This is a genomic window from Kitasatospora sp. NPDC033851 (genome assembly GCF_055576085.1).
On the sequence record NZ_JBVIRL010000004.1, the window covers coordinates 415,151 to 437,938 of the forward strand.

General features: G+C 74.2%; 19 protein-coding genes. 11 read left to right on the forward strand and 8 right to left on the reverse strand.

Annotated elements, in window-relative coordinates; all coding sequences use genetic code 11:
• Both ACZ51D_RS11420 and ACZ51D_RS11425 read left to right on the forward strand, forming a co-directional pair.
• Positions 1-1,722, forward strand: coding sequence for a glycoside hydrolase family 36 protein (locus tag ACZ51D_RS11420; protein ID WP_465661977.1), 1,722 nt, complete (start codon positions 1-3; stop codon positions 1,720-1,722).
• A gap of 88 nt (positions 1,723-1,810) precedes the next feature.
• Positions 1,811-2,977 carry a LacI family DNA-binding transcriptional regulator gene (locus ACZ51D_RS11425; protein ID WP_465617409.1) on the forward strand — a complete coding sequence of 389 codons (1,167 nt, stop codon included), beginning with the start codon at positions 1,811-1,813 and terminating at the stop codon, positions 2,975-2,977.
• Positions 2,978-2,988: 11 nt separating this feature from the next.
• On the opposite strand, the gene ACZ51D_RS11430 is transcribed toward ACZ51D_RS11425, so the two are convergent.
• Positions 2,989-3,798, reverse strand: coding sequence for a DeoR/GlpR family DNA-binding transcription regulator (locus tag ACZ51D_RS11430; protein ID WP_465617411.1), 810 nt, complete (start codon positions 3,796-3,798; stop codon positions 2,989-2,991).
• 104 nt (positions 3,799-3,902) lie between these two features.
• On the opposite strand from ACZ51D_RS11430, the gene ACZ51D_RS11435 reads away from it, so the two are divergent.
• Both ACZ51D_RS11435 and galK read left to right on the forward strand, forming a co-directional pair.
• Positions 3,903-5,069, forward strand: a complete 1,167-nt coding sequence (locus ACZ51D_RS11435) for a galactose-1-phosphate uridylyltransferase (RefSeq protein WP_465661979.1) — start codon at positions 3,903-3,905, stop codon at positions 5,067-5,069.
• Complete coding sequence (galK, locus tag ACZ51D_RS11440; RefSeq protein ID WP_465661980.1) at positions 5,066-6,232, forward strand: galactokinase; 1,167 nt, start codon at positions 5,066-5,068, stop codon at positions 6,230-6,232. The genes ACZ51D_RS11435 and galK overlap by 4 nt, the downstream gene beginning before the upstream one ends.
• Positions 6,233-6,260: 28 nt before the next feature.
• Here the strand turns inward: galK and ACZ51D_RS11445 are convergent, their stop codons facing one another.
• The 3 genes from ACZ51D_RS11445 to ACZ51D_RS11455 form a co-directional block, all read right to left on the reverse strand.
• Positions 6,261-6,923, reverse strand: coding sequence for an NADPH-dependent F420 reductase (locus tag ACZ51D_RS11445; protein WP_465626789.1), 663 nt, complete (start codon positions 6,921-6,923; stop codon positions 6,261-6,263).
• Between the two features lie 177 nt (positions 6,924-7,100).
• Complete coding sequence (locus ACZ51D_RS11450; protein ID WP_465661981.1) at positions 7,101-9,908, reverse strand: tetratricopeptide repeat protein; 2,808 nt, start codon at positions 9,906-9,908, stop codon at positions 7,101-7,103.
• Positions 9,909-9,996: 88 nt separating this feature from the next.
• The gene (locus ACZ51D_RS11455) at positions 9,997-10,617 is read right to left on the reverse strand and encodes an L-threonylcarbamoyladenylate synthase (RefSeq protein ID WP_465661983.1); all 621 of its coding nucleotides are present in this window, start codon (positions 10,615-10,617) and stop codon (positions 9,997-9,999) included.
• Positions 10,618-10,757: 140 nt separating this feature from the next.
• Between ACZ51D_RS11455 and ACZ51D_RS11460 the strand changes: the two genes are divergently transcribed.
• Positions 10,758-12,059 carry a cytochrome P450 gene (locus ACZ51D_RS11460; RefSeq protein WP_465661984.1) on the forward strand — a complete coding sequence of 434 codons (1,302 nt, stop codon included), beginning with the start codon at positions 10,758-10,760 and terminating at the stop codon, positions 12,057-12,059.
• 55 nt (positions 12,060-12,114) lie between these two features.
• On the opposite strand, the gene ACZ51D_RS11465 is transcribed toward ACZ51D_RS11460, so the two are convergent.
• Entirely contained in the window at positions 12,115-12,528 is a 414-nt protein-coding gene (locus ACZ51D_RS11465) for a Fur family transcriptional regulator (protein WP_360491914.1), read from the reverse strand.
• A gap of 231 nt (positions 12,529-12,759) precedes the next feature.
• On the opposite strand from ACZ51D_RS11465, the gene katG reads away from it, so the two are divergent.
• A complete protein-coding gene (katG, locus tag ACZ51D_RS11470; protein ID WP_465626082.1) occupies positions 12,760-14,979 on the forward strand; it encodes a catalase/peroxidase HPI in 2,220 nt (739 codons plus the stop codon).
• A gap of 111 nt (positions 14,980-15,090) precedes the next feature.
• Here the strand turns inward: katG and ACZ51D_RS11475 are convergent, their stop codons facing one another.
• Both ACZ51D_RS11475 and ACZ51D_RS11480 read right to left on the reverse strand, forming a co-directional pair.
• Positions 15,091-15,783 (reverse strand): response regulator transcription factor, encoded by a 693-nt coding sequence (locus tag ACZ51D_RS11475; RefSeq protein WP_360491908.1) that lies wholly within the window; start codon positions 15,781-15,783, stop codon positions 15,091-15,093.
• Positions 15,780-17,024, reverse strand: coding sequence for a sensor histidine kinase (locus tag ACZ51D_RS11480; RefSeq protein WP_465661985.1), 1,245 nt, complete (start codon positions 17,022-17,024; stop codon positions 15,780-15,782). The genes ACZ51D_RS11475 and ACZ51D_RS11480 overlap by 4 nt, the downstream gene beginning before the upstream one ends.
• A 205-nt stretch (positions 17,025-17,229) precedes the next feature.
• Here ACZ51D_RS11480 and ACZ51D_RS11485 point away from each other — a divergent pair, with 205 nt between their 5' ends.
• The 3 genes from ACZ51D_RS11485 to ACZ51D_RS11495 all read left to right on the forward strand — a co-directional run bounded on the left by ACZ51D_RS11485 (position 17,230) and on the right by ACZ51D_RS11495 (position 21,284).
• Positions 17,230-17,919 (forward strand): ABC transporter ATP-binding protein, encoded by a 690-nt coding sequence (locus tag ACZ51D_RS11485; RefSeq protein ID WP_465661987.1) that lies wholly within the window; start codon positions 17,230-17,232, stop codon positions 17,917-17,919.
• A gap of 73 nt (positions 17,920-17,992) precedes the next feature.
• Complete coding sequence (locus ACZ51D_RS11490) at positions 17,993-20,374, forward strand: FtsX-like permease family protein (RefSeq protein WP_465661989.1); 2,382 nt, start codon at positions 17,993-17,995, stop codon at positions 20,372-20,374.
• 172 nt (positions 20,375-20,546) lie between these two features.
• Entirely contained in the window at positions 20,547-21,284 is a 738-nt protein-coding gene (locus tag ACZ51D_RS11495) for a hypothetical protein (protein ID WP_465661990.1), read from the forward strand.
• A 3-nt stretch (positions 21,285-21,287) separates the two neighbouring features.
• Here the strand turns inward: ACZ51D_RS11495 and ACZ51D_RS11500 are convergent, their stop codons facing one another.
• A complete protein-coding gene (locus ACZ51D_RS11500) occupies positions 21,288-21,821 on the reverse strand; it encodes a histidine kinase (RefSeq protein WP_465661991.1) in 534 nt (177 codons plus the stop codon).
• Between the two features lie 360 nt (positions 21,822-22,181).
• Between ACZ51D_RS11500 and ACZ51D_RS11505 the strand changes: the two genes are divergently transcribed.
• Together ACZ51D_RS11505 and ACZ51D_RS11510 are read left to right on the forward strand one after the other, a co-directional pair.
• On the forward strand, positions 22,182-22,361 hold the full coding sequence (locus ACZ51D_RS11505) for a hypothetical protein (RefSeq protein ID WP_360491890.1): 180 nt from the start codon (positions 22,182-22,184) through the stop codon (positions 22,359-22,361).
• Between the two features lie 212 nt (positions 22,362-22,573).
• The gene (locus tag ACZ51D_RS11510; RefSeq protein WP_360491887.1) at positions 22,574-22,753 is read left to right on the forward strand and encodes a hypothetical protein; all 180 of its coding nucleotides are present in this window, start codon (positions 22,574-22,576) and stop codon (positions 22,751-22,753) included.
• Positions 22,754-22,788 lie beyond the last annotated feature (35 nt).

Below are 22,788 nucleotides of genomic sequence, written 5' to 3' on the forward strand. Positions count from 1 at the left end.
ATGACCGAGATCTGGGAACCGCACGCCCCGACGGTCGCCGGCGGCCTGCGCCCGCTGTACGCCGAGGGCGTGGAGCTGCGGGTCAGCGGTGCGGCGACCGCCCGCTCGGTGGGCGACGGGGTGGTGGAGGTGAGCGCCGAGGGCACGGGCGAGGTGCGGATCGAGTGGCGGGTGCCCTGCGTCGACGCCACCTCCCTCTGGACCCCTGAGCCGCGCGGCACCGGCTGGCTGCCCGCCGCCTGGAGCGCCCCGCGCCGCACCGGCCTGGCCATCGGCGCGCCGATCGCCGCCCTGGTCGGCACCGGCGACGTCACGCTGTGCGCCTTCGCCGCCGGGCGCCCCGACGTGCTGGCCGGGGCCGGAGTGGTCGAGGAGACCGGCGAGTTCCGGTTCTGGGCGCAGGCCACCGACCGGCTCACGGTGCGGATCGACACCTCGCGCCGGCACTACGCCCGCAGCCTGGCCGAACTCGCCGCCTGGTGGGGCGAGGACTTCCCGGCCGACATCCCCGAGCCCGCCCGCCGCCCGGCCTACTCCACCTGGTACTCGATGCACCAGGACGTCTCGCCCAAGGGCGTCGAGACCCAGGCCGCGCTCGGCAAGGAGCTCGGCATGGACGTGATCATCGTGGACGACGGCTGGATGACCGCCGACCGTACCCGCGGCTACGCCCACTGCGGCGACTGGGAGCCGGTCTCGCTGCCCGACACCGCCGCCCACGTGCGGCGCGTCCACGAGCTCGGCGTGCGCTACCTGCTCTGGTACGCGCTGCCGTTCATCGGCAAGGACAGTGCGGCGTACGAGCGGATCGGCCGCTACGCGCTCGCCGACGTCGCCCACATGGGCGCCATCGTCGCCGACCCGCGCTACCCCGAGGTCCGCGACTTCCTCACCGACCGGCTCGCCCGCGCCGTCGAGGAGTGGGGCATGGACGGCCTCAAGGTCGACTTCGTCGACTGGTTCGCCCGCGCCGCCGACAGCGCCGACGCTCCGGAGGCCGGCCCCGAGGCGGACTGCGCGAGCGTGGACGAGGGCGTGCAGCGGCTGCTCGCCGCCATCCGGCGCCGGATCACCGCCGCCGACCCGGAGGCGATGATCGAGCACCGCCAGCCGTACGTCAGCCCGGGTCTGTGGCCGTACGTCACCATGGTCCGCGCCACCGACTGCCCGCTCAGCCCGCAGGAGAACCGGCAGCGGACCATCGACGTACGCCTCGCCGCCGGGCCCGTCCCCGTCCACGCCGACATGCTGATGTGGCACCCGGCCGAACCGCCGGAGCAGATCGCCTGCCACCTGATCAACGTCCTGTTCTCCGTCCCGCAGGTCTCCGTCGACCTCACCACGCTGAGCGACGCGCAGCGCGAGGCCATCGCCTTCTGGCTCGGCGTCTTCCGCGACCACACCGCCACCCTGCAGCTCGGCGAACTGCTCCCCGCCCGGCCCGACCTCGGCTACCCGATGGTCACCGCGCGCGGAACCGACACCGTCGCCGTCGCCCGCTACGCCGCGCTGCCGGTGGACGCCTCCGACGACGGCTGGCGCACCCTGCTGGTGGCCAACGCCGACGCCGACCCGGACGTCCGGCTCACCGGCGGCAGCGGGACCGCCGCGATGACGGTGCGGGACGCCCGAGGGCGTATCGTCCGGCAGGGCGAGGTCGAGCTGGACCGGGCGGACACCATTCCTGTGCCGCGCGGCGGGCTGCTGACCCTGCGCCGCTGACCCCGTGCCGCCGCCGGCCGTGCACTGCCGCTGACCGTGTACTGCCGCCGACCGTGCACCGCCGCCGACCATGCCTGGAGGAGACCGCGTGCCCGAGGGACCGCAGCGACCGCGCCGCGGCGCCACCACGATCGAGGAGGTCGCCCGCGCGGCCGGGGTCTCCCGGCAGACCGTCTCCAACGCGCTCAACGCCCCGCACCGGGTCCGCCCGGCGACCCTGGACCGGGTGACCGCCGCGATCCGCGAACTCGGCTACCAGCCCGACCAGTCGGCCCGCTCACTGCGCAGCGGCGCCCGGCGCACCCTCGGCTACCTCGCCCCGGTCGACGACCCGCTCGACCCCAACCCGCTGATGGCCGGCTTCCTGGAGGCCCTGGTCGACGCGGCCGGGGCCGAGGGCCAGCGGGTGCTGCTGTTCCGGGCCGCCCCGCCGGCCGGGAACCCGGCCGCCGCGATCGACGAACTGGTGGCGGCCCGCCAGGTGGACGGGCTGGTGCTGGCCGACGTGCTGGCCGACGACGCCCGGATCGCGCACGTCGCCCGGCTCGGCGTCCCCTTCGTCAGCTTCGGCCGCACCGGCCCGGGGGAGCCGCAGCACTGGGTGGACATCGCCAACGACGCGGCGATGGCGGCGGTGGTGCGGCACCTCGCGGCGCTGGGCCACCGCCGGATCGGCTACCTCGGCGCCGCCGAGGACCTGCCCTGGATGGCGGCACGGCGGGCGGGCTTCCTCGCCGAGGCAGGGCGGCTGGGGCTGTCCGCGGTGACGGTGGGCGCTCCGGAGACGCCGGTCGGTCCGGCCGGGACAGTCGGTCCGGACGGGGCGGGGGCCGTCGGCGGGGCGGGCGCGGCGGGCTCGGCAGGGGTGGATGCCGCGGAAGGCGCCGCGGGTTCGGGCCCGGCGGAGGGCTCGGGGGCGCCTCGGTCGGCGGTCGCCGCCGTCCGGGCGCTGCTGCGCCGCCCCGACCGGCCGACCGCCTTCGCGGCGGGCAGCGACCTGCTGGCGCTGGACGTGTACGAGGCGGTCCGGGCGGAAGGGCTGGTGGTCGGGCCCGGCGGAGTGGCCGTCACCGGCTTCCACGACACCCCGCTCTGCCGCCACCTGCACCCCGCGCTGACCTCCGTCCGGCTGCCGCTGCGGGCGATCGCCGGCGCCCTGGTGGGCCGACTGCTCGGCCAGGTGCGCGGGGAGGCGGGGCCGGTGGCGGGGCTGGAGCTGCCTGCCGAGCTGGTGGCGCGGGGGAGCAGCGGGTAGGCGGACGAGTCCTACTCGGTGGCCGGTGCGACGATCAGTTCGCCGACCAGCCCGGCGGCCGTCGCCCGCTGCTCGGCGGGCAGGGCGTCGTCGGTGACCAGGACGTCCAGCTGCTCCAGGGTGGCGAAGGAGGCCAGGCCGACCGCGTTCCACTTGGTGTGGTCGGCCACCACGACCACCCGGCGGGCCGACTGCAGGAAGGCGCGGTTGGTCTCCGCCTCGGCCAGGTTGGGCGTGGTCAGCCCGGTCTCGGGGGAGAGGCCGTGGCAGCCCAGGATCAGGAGGTTGACGTGCAGGGAGCGGATCGCCTGGTCGGCCACCGGTCCGACCAGCGCGTCCGAGGGCGTCCGGACGCCGCCGGTGAGGATCACCGTCGTGGTGGCGGGGGTGCCGTCCTCGTCGGGCTGTTCGAGGAGGTCGGCGATCCGCAGCGAGTTGGTGACCACGGTGAGGCCCTCGACCGCCCGCAGGTGCCGGGCGACCGCGAAGGTGGTCGTTCCGGCGGCCAGCCCGACCGCCGAGCCGGGCGGCACCAGCGCGGCGGCCGCCCGGGCGATCGCCTCCTTGGCGGGCATTTCCCAGTGCGCCTTGGTCTCGAACCCGGGCTCGCCGCTGGCCGGCGCCTCGATCCGCACCGCGCCGCCGTGCACCTTCTGCACCAGGCCGCGGCGGGCCAGTGCGTCCAGGTCGCGGCGGATCGTCATGTCGGACACCCCGAGGTCCCGGACCAGCTCGGTCACCCGGACCCCGCCACGCGCGCGGACCTGCTCCAGGATCTGCACGCGACGCTGCCCGGCGAGCGGTTGGGCGCTGTCAGCCATCGGGAGGCCTCCTTCGACCACTTCCGGTGAGTGGTCCTGGTGGATAATGTTTGGGAGTGTAGCTTTCTGTTGATTCCAACGGCTTCACTCAGAGGAAGAAGGCCATGCCCGGGACGACCCTGGCTCAGCCCACCGTCAGGACCGCGACCACCCTCGCGGACGGTCGGCAGCTGATCTACTACGACCGCGGCACCGCCGCCCCCCGAACCGCCCCCGACCGGCGCCCGCTGGACCCCCAGGCCCCCGGGTCCGAGGTCCGGCTCGACCCGGCCACCGGCGACTGGGTCACCATCGCCGCCCACCGTCAGGCCCGCACCTACCAGCCACCGGCCGAGGAATGCCCGCTCTGCCCGTCCCGGGACGGGCGGCTCAGCGAGATCCCGGCCGAGGACTACCAGGTGGCCGTCTTCGAGAACCGCTTCCCCTCGCTCGCCGGCCCGCCGGCCGACCCCTCCCCGGACGCCGACGGCCTGTGGACCGGCGGTCCCGGCGCCGGCCGCTGCGAGGTGGTCTGCTTCACCGCCGACCACGACGCCTCCTTCGCCGACCTCACCCCCGAGCGGGCCCGCCTGGTCCTCGACGCGTGGACCGACCGCACCGCCGAACTCTCCGCCCTGCCGGGCGTCCAGCAGGTGTACTGCTTCGAGAACCGCGGCGCCGAGATCGGCGTCACCCTCGCCCACCCGCACGGCCAGATCTACGCCTTCCCCTTCACCACCCCGCGCACCGCCCGGATCGCCGCCCGCGCCGCCGAACACCGCGCCGCCACCGGCCGCAACCTCTTCGACGACCTCCTCGCCGCCGAACGCGCCCACCCCGAAGGCGCCCACCCCGAAGGCGCCCACCCCGAAGGCGCCCACCCCGAAGGCGCCCACGGCGACCGGGTGGTCCTGGCCGGCGAGCACTGGACGGCCTTCGTCCCCTTCGCCGCCCGCTGGCCCTACGAAGTCCACCTCTACCCGCACCGCCGGGTGCCCGACCTGACCGCCCTGGACGAGCCACAGCGCGCCGAGTTCCCCGGCCTCTACCTGGAGCTGCTGCGACGCTTCGACCGCCTCTTCGGAGGCGGCCGCACCCCGTACATCTCCGCCTGGCACCAGGCCCCCGCCGGCCACCGGGACGAACTCGCCCTGCACCTGGAGCTCTTCACCATCCGGCGCACCGCCGACAAGCTCAAGTACCTGGCCGGCGTGGAATCCGGCATGGACGCCTTCGTCAACGACGTCACCCCCGAGGACGCGGCCCGCCGGCTGCGGGAGGTCGCCCCGTGAACACCTTCGCCCAGCCCGACACCTTCACCGAGCCCGACACCTTCACCGAGCTCTACGGCCGCCCCGCCGAAGGGGAGTGGGCCGCCCCCGGCCGGGTCAACCTGATCGGCGAACACACCGACTACAACCTCGGGTTCGTGCTGCCGATCGCCCTCCCGCAGACCGTCCGCGCCCAGGTGGCCCGCCGCGACGACGGACGGCTGCGGCTCTGGTCCGCCCAGGGCCGCGGGCCGGTCACCGTGCTGCGGCTCGCCGACCTCGCCCCCGGCGCGGTGCCCGGCTGGGCCGGCTACCCCGCCGGTGTGGTGTGGGCGCTGCGTGAGGCCGGGCACGAGATCGGCGGCGTGGACCTCCGGCTGGACAGCGACGTCCCCGGCGGCGCCGGACTCTCCTCCTCGGCGGCCCTGGAATGCGCCGTCGCCACCGCGTACAACGACCTGTACGGGCTGGGGCTTTCGGCTGCGGAACTGGCGGTGCTCGCACAGCGCGCCGAGAACGCGTTCGTCGGCGTGCCGTGCGGGATCATGGACCAGATGGCCTCGATGTGCTGCCGCCCGGGTGCCGCGCTGTTCCTGGACAGCCGGGACCTGTCGACGCGTCAGGTGTCCGTCGACCTCGCGGGCGCGGGCCTCGCCCTGCTGGTCCTCGACACCAGGGTCAAGCACGACCTCGGGGACGGCGCGTACGCCGCCCTGCGAGCCGGCTGCGAACGGGCCGCGAAACTGCTCGGGCTGCCCGCACTGCGCTCGCTGCAGCCCTCGGGGCTCGCTGCCGCCCTGGGTGAACTCCCGTCGGAACTGCGCCGGTTGGTGCGCCACGTGGTCACCGAGAACGCGCGGGTGGAGGCCGCCGTCGCCCACCTGGACGCCGGCGACCTCGCCGCGCTCGGCCCGATCCTCACCGCCGGCCACGCCTCGCTGCGCGACGACTACCGGGTCTCCTGCCCGGAGACCGACCTCGCCGTCGAGGCGGCCCTCGCCGCCGGCGCCCACGGCGCCCGGATGACCGGCGGCGGCTTCGGCGGCTCCGTCATCGCCCTGGTCGACGCGGCCGAGGCCCAGCGCGTCGCCGCCCGGGTGACCGCCGCCTTCCGCACCGCCGGGTACGCCGAGCCGCGCACCCTCACCGCCGTCCCGGCCGAGGGGGCGCGCCGGCTCGCCTGACCCCTACTACGGCCGCCCGGTGGGCCTGCTACGCCCGGTGGGCCGCCGGGCGCTCGCGGGGCGCCTCCGCGAGCGCCCGGGTCACGGCCTCGACCCCGCCGCGCAGCCCGTACACCGGCGTGGCCGGCTGCTGGCGCCAGGAATCGTCGATGCCGCCCGCGTCCACCGAGTCGAAGCCCAGCTCGTCGACCAGCGCCCGGACGACCCGCTTGGCCGCCTCGTCGTCCCCCGCGACCGGCACGGCGATCCGCTCCGGGTCGCCCGCCGGAAGCGGCCGCTCCAGCAGGTCCTGCGCGTACGTGCCGTTGAACACCTTCACCACCGGGTGCCCGAGGTGCTGCTCCGTCCACCGGCTCTCGGTGAGCCCGTCGTCCTCGATCGCGTCGATCCGGCCGTCGCGCTCCTTCGGGTAGTAGTTGCCGGTGTCGATCACCGCCACACCCTCGGCCGCCCCGTCGAACAGCCCGGCGGGCAGGTCCGGCACGTTCTTCAGCGGCACGGTCACGACCACGACCTGCGCACCCCGCGCCGCCTCGGCCACCGTCACCGCCTTCGCGCCGGTCTCCTCGACCAGCGCCTTCAGCGTCTCCGGGCCGCGCGAGTTCGCCACCGAGACCTCGTGCCCCAGCGCGGCCAGCCGCCGGGTCAGGTTGCCGCCGATGTTGCCCGCACCGATGATGCCGATCTTCATGGGAAACCCCTCGTCTGCGAGTGCCGCAATTGGCTCGTCGCCCTGCCCCAACCCCACGGTGACCGCGGCGATTCCCCACCCGGGCGCCGGCCACCCGCACCGCCGACCCGGACACCCCGTCCGACGACGCCCCGCGGCTGCTGCTCTCCTCGGCCGCCTCGCGCCGAAGCCACGTGCTCAGCGGCGCTTCCGCTTGCCGTGGGCGGCGGCCGGTGGCACGGGTTCGGGGTCGTTCAGCAAGCGCGACACCGTCCCCCGGAAGGCGGCGGTGGCCGGGTGGTCGGGCCCGAGGACGCGCTCGTGGTCGGTCAGTGTCGCCCGCAGCAGCCACCGCGACTGCGCCCGCCGCCCGGTGTACCAGTAGAGGGTGGCGAGGCCGGCCCGTGCGAGGAGGAGGTGCGGGTGGTCGCGGCCGAGGAGACGCTCGGTCTTCCTGTCGACGTGTTCCAGCACCGTGATCGCGTCCTGGAGGCGTCCGAGGCCGTGGTAGCCGGTGGCGAGGTTGAGCCGGGTGATCAGGGTGTTCGGGTGGTGCGGGCCCAGCACGCGCACGCGGTCGGCCAGGAGCCGCTCCTCGATGGCGACGGCATCGTGGTCGCGTCCCGCGATCCGGTAGCAGTTGGCGAGGTTGCCGAGAGTGCTGAGGGTGGCCGGGTGGTCGCCGCCGAGGAGGCGCTCCTGGTCGGCGAGCACGCGCTCGTGGAGGTCCGTGGCCGCCTCGACGCGTCCTGCGTACAGGTAGCCGTTCGCGAGGTTCGACCGGGTGACGAGGGTCGCGGGGTGCTCGGGGCCGAGCAGGCGTTCGCGGTCGGCGAGGACGCGCTTGTTGAGGCCGATGCCCTCGCGGATGCGGTCCGCCTCCAGATAGGCCTCGCCGAGTTCGGCGCAGATCCGGACGGTCTGGAGGTGGCCGGGACCGAGGACGCGTTCGGCGTCGGCCCGAGTGCGCTCCAGCAGGGTGACGGCCTCCGCGACGCGTCCCGCCGGCCGGTAGGAGGCGGCGAGGATCGTCCGGGCCGTGAGGGTCTGCGGGTGGTCGCTGCCGAGGGCGCGCTCGGTGTCGGCCAGGACCTGCTCCTTGATGCGGACCGCGTCACTGAGGCGTCCGGCCTGTGCGTAGGAGACGGCCAGGTCGGCATGGGTGAGGAGGGTTTCGGGGTGGCCGGGGCCGAGTAGGCGTCCGCGGCCGGCGAGGACGCTCTCGCGCAGCCGGATGGCCTCCTCGGTGCGGCCGGCCTCGTGGTAGGCGCCCGCGAGGTTGGAGCGGGTGGTGAGGGCCTTGCGGCTGTCGGCCCCGAAGAGGCGCTCGGTGTCGGCGAGCACCCCCTCGAGCAGGGTGATGGCCTCCTCGGTGCGTCCCACCTGCGCGTAGTCGACGGCGAGGTTGGCCCGGTACTGCAGGGTGGCCGGGTGGTCGGCACCGAGGACGCGCTGGGAGTCGGCGACGATCCGCTCCAGGAGGTGCAGGGCCTCGAGGTAGCGTCCTTCGGCGTGGTAGCCGACTCCGAGGTTGTTGCGGGCGGCGAGGGTGTCGGAGTGTTCGGTGCCGAGGACGCGTTCACAGGAGGAGACGAGCCGGGTCCAGTGCCGGATGGCGGGCGTGTGGAGCCCCGCCGCGATCAGGCTGAGGCCGATGACGTGCAGCAGGGAGTGGGCCCCGTCGGCCGGTTCCATCAGCTCGTCCCCCGCGTACTCGGCCAGGGTGGCGCCATTGCTGCGGAGCACGGCCGCGAGTTCCCGATCGGTGTGGTCCTCCTCGGGCCACAGCTCGACCAGGGCGTCGGCGGCCGCCCGGTGCGGACGCTCGTCCTCGGGCGTGGCGTCGCGCGCGGCCCGGGAGGTGAGCGCGTGGACGCTCACCTCCCGGTGCGGGGCCTCGCTGAGGGTGAGCAGGTTGTAGGCGTGCAGGACGGCGAGCGCGTCCCGGGCGTCGTCCGCTTCGATCCGCGTGCCGGCCGCGTCGCCGAGGTGGTCCAGCACCGGCTGCGTCGCCCACAGGTCCTGCGGGTGGCCCGCCGGGTCGAGCAGGGCGGCGAGCCGCAGGGCAGGGAGGGCGAGCCCGACCGGCTCCTCCTGCTGGGCGGCGTCCACCGACAGCAGCAGCGCCGCCGTCACCGGGCCCCGGTAGCCGTCGGCGCCGGACCGGGACGGCAGGACCTGGTCCAGGGTGCGGCTGCGGTTACGGAACAGCTGGAGGTAACGGCCGCTGCTGCGCTGCTTGTTGACCATGTAGGCGGCGGCGTGGGCGAGTGCCAGCGGGAGGTGGCCGAGGGCGGCGGCGAGTTCGGCGGCGTGCTCGTCGAGGAAGTGGGCGCAGCCGGCGCGGTCCATCCGCTCCCGCAGGTAGGCGACGGACTCGGCGGGGGAGTAGGTGCCGATGTCGACCAGGGCCCGGTCGCTGCCGGTGGTGGCGGCGCCCCGGTGCCGGGTGGTGGCGATGACCCGCCCGTGCCCGCCCCGGGAGGTGGTCGGCCACAGGACGTCGGGGGTCGCCTCGGTGGTGTTGTCGAGGACGATCAGCCACCGGCGATCGGTGGTCGCCAGCCACTCCAGGAAGCGCTCCGCATCCTGTTCGGCCTCACCGGTCGTTCCCGCGACCCGGACCGCCGCAGCGGCCCTCGCGTAGACGTCCGTCACGGTGGCGGGTTCGGTCGCATCGGCCCACAGCACCAGGTCCGTCCGGGCGTCGACGGCCGCGCGCGCGTAGTCGGCGGCGAGCTGGGACTTCCCGACGCCGCCACCGCCCGCCAGCACCTGGCTGAGCACGACCGTCCCGTGCTGCCCCCGGGCCTCGTCGATGGCCTGCCGCAGCTCCTCCCGAGCCTGGAAGGCACTCGCCTTCGGCGGGATCCGGCCGATCACCATCGGCCACCGCACCTCGACGGCCGGCGCCGCGTACTGGTGGACCGTCAGCTCGCCCGCCTGGAAGGCGTTGCCGTTGACCGTGCCGCCGTCGATGCCGTTCCTGACCTGCCAGCCCTGCACCCGCTCGCCCCCGCCGCCCGGTGTGTCGAATGGCCTCCATTCTCACCGATCCGTGGTGCGGTCGGGGCTCCGCGGTGTGCCCGGGCCGTCACTCGAAGCGCGTGGGGTCACCGGCTCCCCGCCGGGTGATCTCCGGTTCGCCGCCGGAAAAGTCGACGACGGTCGTCGGTTCCGTGCCGCAGTCGCCCGAATCCACCACGGCGTCCAGCACGTGGTCGAGGCGCTCCTTGATCTCCCACCCCTGGGTCATCGGTTCGTCGTCGCCGGGGAGGACCAGGGTGCTGGAGAGCAGGGGCTCTCCGAGCTCGGCGAGCAGCGCCCTGGTGACGGTGTGGTCGGGGATCCTGACGCCCACCGTCTTCTTCTTCGGGTGCATCAGGCGGCGGGGGACCTCCTTGGTGGCAGGGAGGATGAAGGTGTAGCTGCCCGGCGTCGCGGCCTTGATGGCGCGGAAGACGTTGTTGTCGAGTTGGACGAACTGCCCGAGCTGCGCGAAGTCCACGCACATCAGCGTGAAGTGGTGGCGCTCGTCGAGCCGCCGGATCGACCGGATCCGTTCGAGGCCCTCGCGGTTGTCCAGTTGGCAGCCCAGGGCGAAACAGGAGTCGGTCGGGTACGCGATGAGTGACCCGGACCGGAGACTGGCGGCCACGGTGCTGATGGTGCGCGGCTGGGGAGACTCTGAATGCACGTCGAAGTACTTCGCCATTGGCCGACCCTACGGGATTCCGGCGACCGATGGGCGCAACCGCGACATTCCGCTCCGCGAGCGCCCGTGAAAGGCGGGGGCGCGGGCGAATCGGGCCGGACGCTGGTCGGCCGCCGGGTGGTGGCGTACGGTCGGTCGGCATGGGCTTCGACCAGGCGCGGGTGAACCGGATCTTCCTTCCCGAGACCTACGCCGACGGCGTGCCGTACGACCTGTTCCGCGAGTTGCGGGCGGAGGCGCCGGTCTGCTGGGTGGAGGAGCCGGCGGTGGGGGACTGGCCGGGCGGGAGCGGCTACTGGGCGGTGCTGCGGCACGCGGACGTGAAGCACGTGCTGCGCAGTCCCGAGCTGTTCTCCTCCCACCTGGGCGCGACCCAGATCCGCGACCCCGACACCCCGGCCGACCTGGAGTTCGCCCGGGCGATGATGCTCAACCAGGACCCGCCCGACCACTCCCGGCTGCGCCGGGCCGTCGCCGCGGCGTTCACCCCGCGGGCGCTGCGCGAGCTGACCGCCGCCATCGAGCGGCGCGCAGCCGAACTCGTGGCGGCGATGCGCCCGTTGGGCCGGGTCGACTTCGTGCCGGTGGCCGCCGAGCTGCCCGTGTGGACGCTGGCCCGGATCCTGGGGGTGCCGGAGCAGGACCAGCAGCTGCTGGTCGACTGGTCGAATCGGGTGATCGGTTACCAGGATCCCGACTACGCCCGGTCCAGCACCGCCGACCCGTCCCGCCTGACCGAGCTGGGTCGGGCCGCGCTCGCCCACCGCCCCACGGCCCCGACCACCTCGGACGGCCACCCGGTCAACCCGCGTTCGCGTGCGGCCCTCGCCGACATGTTCCGGTACGCGCACGGTCTCGCCGATCGGCCCCCACCGGGCAGCATTGTCGCCCGCCTGCGGGAAGCCGGACTGAGTGCCGCCGAATTCGAAACGATGTTCTTTCTGTTCGGGGTCGCCGGTAACGAGACGCTGCGCAATGGTCTGCCCGGAGGGCTGTATTCCCTGCTCACGCACGCCGACCAGTACCGCCTGCTGTGCCGACGGCCGGACCTGGTCGCTTCGGCCGTGGATGAGCTGCTGAGATTCTGGCCCCCGGTCCTGGAGTTCCGGCGCACTGCCACCCGGGACGTCGTGCTGGCCGGGAAACCGGTCCGCCGCGGTGACAAGGTGGTGGTGTACCACGCCTCCGCCAATCGCGACGAGTCGGTCTTCCCCGATCCGGACCGCCTGGACATCACCCGTACGCCGAACGACCACGTCAGCTTCGGCTACGGCCCGCACTTCTGTGTGGGAGCGCAACTCGCCAGGATCCAGATGTCGGCCGTGCTCCGGCGGATCGTCGGCGAGTTTCCCGATCTGGAACTCGCTCCGGACGGGCCGCCGACGCGGTTGGTCTCCAACTTCCAGAACGGGCTCAAGTCCCTTCCCGTCCAGTGGAGTTGACGCTGCGTCAGAACCTCGCACCGTGCCACGGCGATCCCCGCGCCGAGCGGGACGGTCAGCCCGCGCAGTGCGGGCAGAGCCCCCGGTAGGTGACCTCGGCCTGGGAGACGGTGAACCCGTAGCGCTGTTCCGCCGGGAGGTCGGCCAGCGGGTTGCCGAGGGGGTGGACGTCGCGGATGGCGCCGCAGCCGGTGCAGATCAGGTGCTGGTGGGGGCGGTGCGCGTTGGGGTCGTAGCGCTTGGCGCGCCCGTCGGTGGAGACCTCGATGACCTCGCCGAGGGTGACCAGCTCGCCGAGGGTGTTGTAGACCGTCGCCCGGGAGATCTCCGGGAGGCGCTCCGCCGCCCGGGCGTGCACCTCGTCCGCGGTCAGGTGTACGTGCTCGCCGTCCAGGACCTCGGCCACGACACGCCGCTGGGAGGTCAGGCGCCAGCCGCGCCCGCGCAGCCGCTCCAGCAGGTCACTCATATCGGTTCACCTATTCAGGTCAAGGGGAAGACCGGAGTTTACCAATGCACATCCTGTGCCCTCCGGATCCCGATCGGATATGGGTTTGGTGTCTTTCTTGACTTGGATTCCGTCCATCGTAGGATCGGCTCCGGCGCTAGCCTAGGTACCAGCAGTAGATGCAGCACATGCAGCAGATGCCGTAGGTAGCACAGAAGACACCGTGATCCGCCTTGTGAGGGAAGGATTCCCATGTCTGACATCCACGATGCAACCGGCGTAGAGGCGAACGCGGAGGGCTGCCCGGTGAACCACGGGCGCGCGCCGCACCCCACCCAGGGCGGTGGGAACCGCCAGTGGTGGCCGGAGCGGCTCAATCTGAAGATCCTCGCCAAGAACCCCGCCGTCGCCAACCCGCTCGGAGCGGACTTCGACTACGCGGCGGCCTTCGGCGCGCTCGACCTCCCGGCCGTCAAGCGGGACATCCAGGAGGTGCTCACCACCTCCCAGGACTGGTGGCCGGCCGACTACGGCAACTACGGCCCGTTCATGATCCGCATGGCCTGGCACAGCGCCGGCACCTACCGGATCAGTGACGGCCGCGGCGGCGCCGGTGGCGGCCAGCAGCGCTTCGCCCCGCTGAACAGCTGGCCCGACAACGCGAGCCTGGACAAGGCCCGCCGCCTGCTGTGGCCGGTGAAGAAGAAGTACGGCCGCAGCCTGTCCTGGGCCGACCTGATCGTCCTGGCCGGCAACGTCGCGCTGGAGGGCATGGGCTTCCGGACCTTCGGCTTCGGCGGCGGCCGGGTCGACGAGTGGGAGCCGGACGAGGACGTCTACTGGGGCCCGGAGACCACCTGGCTGGGCGACGAGCGCTACACCGGCGACCGCGAGCTGGAGAACCCGCTGGCCGCCGTCCAGATGGGCCTGATCTACGTCAACCCGGAGGGCCCCAACGGCAACCCGGACCCGATCGCCGCCGCCCGCGACATCCGCGAGACCTTCTACCGGATGGCGATGAACGACGAGGAGACCGTCGCGCTGATCGCCGGCGGCCACACCTTCGGCAAGACCCACGGCGCCGGCCCGGCGGACAACGTCGGCCCGGACCCCGAGGACGCGCCGATGGAGCAGCAGGGACTCGGCTGGAAGAGCGCCTTCGGCACCGGTGTGGGCGGGGACGCGATCACCAGCGGTCTGGAGGGCGCCTGGACGCCCACCCCGGTCACCTGGGACAACAGCTTCTTCGAGACGCTGTTCGGCTACGAGTGGGAGCTCACCAAGAGCCCGGCCGGCGCCCACCAGTGGAAGCCGAAGGACGGAGCCGGCGAGGGCACCGTCCCGGACGCCCACGACCCGGCCAAGCGGCACGTCCCGATCATGCTCACCACCGACCTGTCGCTGCGCTTCGACCCGGTCTACGAGCCGATCTCCCGGCGCTTCCTGGAGAACCCGGCCGCGTTCGCCGACGCCTTCGCCCGTGCCTGGTACAAGCTCACCCACCGCGACATGGGCCCCATCGTCCGCTACGTCGGCGCGGAGGTCCCGAGCGAGCAGCTGCTCTGGCAGGACCCGCTGCCGACGGTCGACTACCAGCAGGTCGGGGCGGCCGACGTGGCCGACCTCAAGCGGCGGATCAACGCCACCGGCCTGTCGGTGGCCGAGCTGGTCTCCACCGCCTGGGCGGCGGCCTCCTCCTTCCGCTCCAGCGACAAGCGCGGCGGCGCCAACGGCGGCCGGATCCGGCTGGAGCCGCAGAGCGGCTGGGAGGTCAACGAGCCCGACAAGCTGGCCTCGGTGCTGCGCACCCTGGAGGGCGTGCGGCAGGAGTTCAACGCGCAGGCCGACGGCGGCACGCAGGTCTCGCTGGCCGACGTGCTGGTGCTGGCCGGCGGCGTCGGCGTCGAGCAGGCCGCCAAGGCGGCCGGCCTCGCCGTCGAGGTGCCGTTCGCGCCCGGCCGGGTGGACGCGCCGCAGGAGCTGACCGACACCGAGTCCTTCGCGGCGCTGGAGCCGAAGGCCGACGGGTTCCGCAACTGGGTCGGCAAGGGCAACCGGCTGCCGGCCGAGTACCTGCTGCTCGACAAGGCGAACCTGCTGGGCCTGAGCGCCCCCGAGCTGACCGTGCTGGTCGGCGGCCTGCGCGTGCTGGGCGCCAACCACGGCCAGTCCGCGCACGGCGTGCTCACCGAGACCCCCGGCGTGCTGACGAACGACTTCTTCGTCAACCTGCTGGACCTGGACACCCGTTGGGCGGCCACCTCGGAGGACTCGCACACCTTCGAGGCCCGCGACGCATCGGGCCGGGTCAAGTGGACCGGCACCCGGGCCGATCTGGTCTTCGGCTCGAACGCCGAACTGCGGGCCGTCGCCGAGGTGTACGCGAGCGACGACGCCAAGGAGAAGTTCGTGACGGACTTCGTCGCGGCCTGGGTCAAGGTCATGAACGCGGACCGCTTCGACCTCGTCTGATCCGTGGATCAGCGGATCCGCAGAGCTACGGATCCGCTGTTCCGCTCCGCTGTTCCGCTGACGCAGCACGGCGGGAGCCCGGGGGCCCAATCCCCGGGCTCCCGCCGCGTGTTACCGGGGTTCGCCGGGGGACCCCACACTGACCAGCCCCGTCTCGTACGCCGCGACCACCACCTGCGCCCGGTCCCGCAGGCCCAGCTTGCCGAGGATCCGCGCGACATGGGTCTTCACCGTCGCCTCGGACAGCTGCAGCCGGGCGGCGAGCTCGGCGTTGCTGAGGCCGCGCGCGAGCAGCCCCATCACCTCCAGCTCGCGCGGGGTGAGCGTGCCCAGCTCGCGGTGCGGCGCGGCCGCGGTGGGGGCGTCCGGGCGGGCGGCGAAGCGCTCGACCAGGCGCCGGGTGATGGCGGGGGCGAGCAGCGCGTCCCCGGTGCGGACCAGCCGGACGGCGGCGGCCAAGTGCTCCGGGGTGACGTCCTTGAGCAGGAAGCCGCTCGCCCCGGCGGCCATCGCCGCGTAGACGTAGTGGTCGAGGTCGAAGGTGGTCAGCATGATGATCCGCGGCGGCTCCTGCGCCGGGTCGGCGAGGATGCGCCGGGTGGCCTCCAGGCCGTCCAGAACGGGCATCCGGATGTCCATCAGGACGACGTCGGGCCTGGTCCGGCGGACGGCGGCGACGGCCTGCTCGCCGTCCTCGGCCTCGGCGACCACGTCGATCCCCTCCGACTCCAGGATCAGCCGGAAGCCGGTGCGGACCAGGGCCTGGTCGTCGGCGACGACCACCCGCAAGGACTGCGCGTTCATGAACTCTCCAGCGGTATCAGGGCCGTGACGCGGTAGCCGCCGCGCGGCCGGGGGCCGGTCTGCAGGGTGCCGCCGTAGACGGCGAGGCGTTCGCGCAGGCCCAGCAGGCCGCGTCCGTTGCCGGTGGCGGCGGCGCCGGTGGCGCGCCCGCCGGTGTCGGTGACCTCCACCCGCAGGTGGTCGGGGGCGTACTCGACGGTCACCGTGGCGTCGGCGCCGCCCGCGTGCTTGACGCTGTTGGTGAGCGCCTCCTGGACGACCCGGTAGGCGGCCAGCTCGACCCCGGGCGGGACGGCCCGGCGCTCACCGAGGACGGCCAGCGCCACGGGCAGCCCGGCCCGCCGCACGCCCTCGACCAGCGCGTCCAGGCGGCCGAGACCCGGCTGGGGGCTGAGGTCGGCGCCCTCGGCCGGGGCGTCGCCGGTTTCCGCGTCGATGGTCAACAGGCCCATGACGTGCCGTAGTTCGGTCATCGCCGCGCGTCCGCCGGACTCCACCGCGGCCATCGCCTCGCGGGCCTTGTCCGGGGCGGTGTCCAGGATCTTGCGGGCGGCACCGGCCTGGATCGTCATCATGCTCACGTTGTGCGTCACCACGTCGTGCAACTCCCGGGCGATGCGCGCCCGTTCGAGCTCCACGGCGCGTTGCAGCGCGGCCAGCTGCTCGCGCTCCAGGACGGAGAGCCGCTCACGCCCCTCCTCCACCCGGCGGCGCCACATCCGCAGCTCGTAGGCGACCGCGAACACCGGCACCAGGACCAGCACGGCGATCACCCCGTTGGGGAAGTGCGGCAGCTTGGCCTCGGTGAAGAGCACCACCAGCGCGACGGCCGCGGCCGGCAGGCTCAGCAGCACGGCCCTCGGGCGGCGCCCGTACGCGGCGGCGCTGTACGCGGCGACGATCACCGCCACGCCCGCCGAGTACGCGATGTCCGGCGACTGCCGGCGGACCAGCAGCGCGGCCGGCAGCACCGTCCACAGCACCGCCAGCGGGTAGCGGCGGCGCAGCACCAGCGGCAGCGGGACGAGCGGGACGAGCAGCAGCAGCCCGTGCCGGACGGACTCACCCGCCGTCTCCGTGATGGTGGCGTAGCGGCCGGAGGTGAGGGCGAGGAAGAGGGCCAGGGCCAGGTCGAAGGCCTGGCCGCGCCGGGTCGGCCGGGGCGGGGGAGCGGCGTCGGGGCCGCGGCCCGGCCGGGTGGCCGCCGCGCGCAGCCGTTGCACCGTCGGATGGTTGATCACCGGGACATTGTGGGGGTCGGGCCGCGCCGGGGACAGCCCCGCAGGCGGCGGCAGCCACTACACCCGGCGACTACCCCGGAAGGATGACGACGCGTCGGGTCCGCCGGACGCGGTAGCGAAGTTGCCGCGGGAGACGGACGCGGGCACGCGCCGCCCGTCCGTACCTTCGTCCTCGTCACCAGGCAGGACGAGGCGAGGAGCGGGGATGAACGGCGATCCGGTGATCGAGCTGAGCGGTGTGGGCCGCCACTACGAGGGCGCCCGGGCGGCGCTGGACGGGGTCACGCTGAGCGTACGGCGGGGGGAGTCGGTGGCCGTGCTCGGGCCGTCCGGCAGTGGGAAGTCCACCCTGCTGAACCTGGTGGCCGGGCTGGACCGGCCGAGCGCCGGGACGGTCACCGTGGCCGGCGTCCGGGTGGACCGGCTGGGCGAGGCGGGCTCCGCCCGCTACCGGCGCGGCACGATCGGCATGGTGTTCCAGTTCTTCAACCTGCTGGACGACCTCACGGTGGCCGACAACGTGGTCCTGGCCGGCGAACTGGCCGGCGTCCCGCGCGCGGAGGCCCGGCGCCGGGCCGGCGAGCTGCTGGAGTCGCTCGGCATCGACCGGCACGCCCGCGCCCACCCGGCCCGGCTCTCCGGCGGTGAACGCCAACGCGTCGCGGTGGCGCGGGCGTTGATGAACCAGCCGACGCTGCTGCTGGCGGACGAGCCGACCGGTGCGCTGGACTCGGCCTCGGGCGAGGACGTCAAGGCGCTGTTCCGGGACCTGCACGCGGGCGGCCAGACCCTCCTGATCGTCACCCACGACCTGACGCTCGCCGAGGACTGCGCCACCCGCACGGTCCGGATGCGGGACGGCCGGGTCGAGGCGGACTCGGCGGTGGCGGCATGAGCGAGCGAAGCGAGTTCATCGTCGAAGGGTGTGCGTTGCGCGAAGCGCTCGCCGAGTGCAGCGAGGTGGGTGCATGAGTGCGCTGGGCAGGGTCGTCCGGGCCGGGGTGCGCAGGCGCCGGACACAGTCCGTCGCGATCGGGCTGGCCGCCATGGTGGCCACCACCTGCTCCGTCCTCGGCGGCTCGCTGCTGGTCGCCTCCCAAGCCCCCTTCGACCAGGCCTTCGAGGGCCAGCACGGCGCCCACCTCACCGCACGCTTCGACGGCGCCCGGGCGAGCGCCGACCAGCTCGCCGCCACCGCGCACGCCCCCGGGGTGACGGCCGCGGCCGGCCCCTTCCGCACCGTCACCGTGGACCCCGAACCGGGCCCCGGTACGGACGTCCCGCCCGGGGTCACCATGGAACCGATGACCGTGGCCGGCCGTGCCCGTGCCGCCGAAGGTGTCGACAACGTCACTCTGCTGCAGGGGAGTTGGCCGAGCCGCCCGGGCGAGGTGGTGCTCTCCGCCGACTACGCCGGCCTGCTCGGCGAGGTCGGCCGGACGCTGCGCGTTCCCGGACTGCCCGGCGCGCCGACGCTCACCGTCGTCGGCCTCGCCCGGTCCGTCAGCCGCACCGCCGACGCCTGGGTGACACCCGACGCCATCGCCACCCTCACCGCATCCGGCACCACCCCCGGCTACGAGATGCTCTACCGCTTCACCCAGGCCGGGACCGCCGACGCGATGGCCGCCGACCGGGCCGCAGTGACCGCCGCCGCACCCGCCGACTCGCTGACCGGCGCCCAGTCCTGGCTCACCGCCGAACAGGGCTCGGACCGCGACACCGCGCTGTTCCTGCCCTTCATGGTCGCCTTCGGACTGCTCGGCCTGGCGATGTCGGTGCTGGTGGCCGGGAACGTGGTGGCCGGCGCGGTCGGCACCGCCACCCGGCGGATCGGCGTCCTCAAGGCCCTCGGCTGCACCCCCGCCCAGGTGGTGCGGGCGTACGTCGCCCAGGCACTGATCCCGGCCGGCGCCGGCACCCTGCTCGGCGTCGTCACCGGCAACCTGCTGACCGTCCCGGTGCTCGCCACCACCGGTCGGCTCTACGGCACCGACACCTCCGGCCTCGCCCCCTGGGTCGACATCGCGGTGGCGGGCGGCACCCTCGCCGCCGTCGCCCTCGTCGCCTGGGCCGCCTCCGCCCGCGCCGGACGCCTGCGCACCGTGGACGCGCTGGCCGTCGGCCGCACGGCGGGCGCCACCCGCCGGGACGCCGTCGCCGCCCGCGCCGCCGCGCTGGCCGCCCGGCTACCGCTGCCCCGGCCGCTGAGCCTCGGCCTCGCCCAGCCCTTCGCCCGCCCCGCCCGGGCCTCCGGGATGCTCGCCGCCGTGCTCTTCGGCACGGCCGCGGCGGTCTTCGCAGTCGGCATGGGCGGGACGATGACCTGGGTGCAGGAAGCGAAGACACGCGACACCGCAGACGTCGTGGTGTACCCGGCGCGGCCGGACGGCCCGCCCGGGACGGCGCCCCTGGCCAGGCCGGTCCCGGCCGACCCGGCCGAGGTCACCGCCGCACTGAACGCCCAGCCCGGCACCGCCGCGTACTACGGCGGCGGCAGCGAGGATGTCACGGTCCCCGGGGTGGCGGGCAGCACCTTGGTGACCGCCTTCGACGGCGACTCCTCCTGGGCCGGCTACCGGATGGTCTCCGGACGCTGGTACCAGGGCCCGGGCGAGGCCGTCGCACCCGCCACCTTCCTGACCGAAGCCTCGGTCGCACTCGGCGACCGGGTGACCTTCACGACCCACGGCCGGGCGATCACCGTCCGGATCGTCGGCGAGGTCTTCGACCCGCACATGCAGACCAACGAACTCTTCACCGACGCCGCCACCTACCCGCCGGGAACGGCCCCCCGCCCGGACGTGTGGTTCGTCAAGCTGAAGGCCGGCGCCGACCACGCCGCCTACGCCACCGCCGTCGGCGCCGCCCTCGCCCCGGCCCACATGACCGCCGAGGCCGGCGCGCCGCACAGCTCCAGCGACATGATCCTCGCGATGCGGTCCCTCACCGCGACCCTCACCGCGCTGCTGGTCGCCGTCGCCGGGCTCGGGGTGTTCAACACCGTCGTGCTGGAGATCCGCGAACGCACCCGGGACATGGGCGTCACCAAGGCGCTCGGCATGACCCCGGCACAGACCGTGGGCGCGGTGCTCGCCTCCGTCGTCCTGGCCGGCGCGGTCGGCGGCGCGGCCGGACTGCCGCTGGGACTGCTGCTGCACCGGGCCACGGTGCCCGCCATGGGCCGGGCCTCCGGGCTGAACTTCCCCACCTCGGCGCTGGACGTCTTCGGTACCCCGACGCTCGTGCTGCTCGGACTGGGCGGCGTGCTGATCGCGGTGCTCGGGGCGCTGCTCCCCGCCGTCCGGGCGGCGCGGGCGCGGACCGCGGACGCGCTGCGGGCGGAGTGACGGCGGGGGCGCGGACGGCAGACAGGCTGCGGGGCGGAATGCCGGCGGGGGCGCGGACGGCAGAGACGCTGCGGGCGGGAGTGACGGCGGGGGTTGGTCCGGGAGGGACCGGGTAGGCGGCCGGAGGGGGGCCGTCCACCCGGTTCCACCCGGTCCCGCGCATGGAGCGATCATGCAGTTCGAACTCCTGAAACCGAACCCCAAGTACCCCCGCGCCCGGCTGGCCGACCCGCCGCCGTACGGGTACCTGCACCTGGCCGCCGCCGTGGCGCCGCCCACCGGCCCGCCGTTCGTGCGCGCCGATCCCGCGCGCAGCGCCCTGCTCGACCGGCTGAAGCCCTCCGCCGCCGCGCTCAGGACGCGGCCGGAGGTCCGGCGGGTCACCGTCTACCGCGCGGTGGTCCTGCCGCCGCCCGGCGGGTACGCGGCGCAGCAACGGTTCCACCGGGCCGCCTACGACGTCGCCGTCCTGATCGAGACCGACACCCCGGACGACCTCGGCACGGTCGCCGAGAGCGAGCCGTACCGGAACCTCACCGCTGCCCTCGGCGCCGCCACCGACCTGCACGTGATGCGCGCCCGCTGCGCCCGCTCGCTCGGGGACGTGGACAAGAGCCGGGCCGGGCTGTTCCTGTTCAACCACTTCGTCGCCGAGGACCGGGACGTCGCGTTCGAACTCTGGGACCACCTGGCCGGCTGGTACGCCCGGGAGACCGGCCTCGACAACTCCACCCTGCTCGAACCGCTCGGCCCCGCGGACTACGTCTTCGTCAACCACGCCCGGTGGGACACCGGCGCGTTGCGGCTGCTGCTGCGGCAGGTGACCAAACCCAGCTTCCACAGCTACGTGCTGCAGAACCTGCTGGTCAACCGGACGGGCGCGATGCCGGTGCTGTACCGGATGTCGTGAGGGTCAGGGCCGGTCGGGCGTCTCGTCGGCCTTCTGCTCCTCGGCTCTCTGCTCCTCGGCCTTCTGCTCCGCCGCCCGGACCTGCTCGGTGAAGGTGTGCGTGTCGATCCGCTCGACCGTCGCCCCGTGACGGGCGGCCAGGTCGTCGGCCGGGCCGGGGGAGGCCTCCCGCACCTCCAGGGCGAGCAGCGCGCCACCGTCCGGCACCCGAGCCGAGAGCACGATCAGCGCGGCGCCGGCCTCGGTGGCGTAGCGCTCCTCCGCCGCGTTGCCGAGCGCCGCGCCCGCCGCGAAGCCCAGCAGCACGCCGATCGGCCCGCCGAGCAGCCCGACCAGCCCGCCCACCAGCCCCGAGCCGACGGTGGCCAGGCCCGCGCCCCGGGTGAAGGTGTCCTTGATCTCGAGCATCCCGTCGGCGCTGCGTTCCAGCGCGGCGGCCACTCGCAGGCCCGGCAGGTGCTGTGTCTCGTCGAAGGCTGGGCGCCAGCCGGCGGCGTCGGGGAAGGTCAGCAGGACGACGTTGTGCTGCTCGCTCATCGCACTCCGATCGGGCCGGGCCCGGCGGGTGGCCGGGCCTCCATCGTGACCCTCGGTGCAGGGCGTTGCCACAGGAACGAGGCCGTTGCCACGGGAGCGGGGCGTTCAAACCTCGGCCGGGGTTCACCCCGCCGCAACCGCCCGGATTTTGGACAGGTGTACAGGGGCCTGTGGGGCCGGGCGGTGCGAGGGGGCGGCGCGTGGCCTGGGGGAACGGGGCGGGGTGGCCGCGCGTGCACTATTTCGATCCTGGCCGAATTCGGGACCGGTGAGGCGGCGCCCCTGGTGTGACGCGTGGGGCGCTGTCAGGATCCCGACCCGGCACACCTGTGCCAGACCCGAACGCTTGGAGGAGGCACCATGCAGCCCACGGCTGAGCAGGTTCGCGCACTCAAGGACGAGGACTTCCGGCTCACCCTCGGCCAGGGCCACCAGGTCCACCCGGCCGGCGATCTGTCGGACGAGCTCTACGTGACCGCCGCGGTGCAGGCGAGCACCTGTGGCGGCTGGTCGAGCTGCGGGCACGTCTGCAGCTTCTGACGCCAGGGGCCGGCGCGGACCCCGGTCGTACCGACGGGGCCGCGTCGGCCCGCTCGCCCCGCACCGGCTCCCCGGCCGCCCGGTCGTATTTCGATCGTGGCCGGAAAATGGCACCGGGCTCCCCACGGCCCTGGTGCGTCCGCAGGGGCACTGACAGGATCCGGACAACCGGCGCGACTGTCGCCGGACCGGACCCCTTCGAGGAGGCACCCATGCTGCCCGTCGCAGACCAGCTCCGCGCGCTCAAGGACGAGGACTACCGGCTCACCCTCGACCCGGCCAAGCGCCCCCACCCGGCCGGCGACCTGGCGAGCGAGCTGTACGTCACGGCCGCCGTGCAGCTCAACACCTGTGAGTACCCGTCGAGTTGCTGGCGCATGTGCAGCATGTGAGCCGACTTCACGGGAGGCGCCCCGGCGAGGAGTGC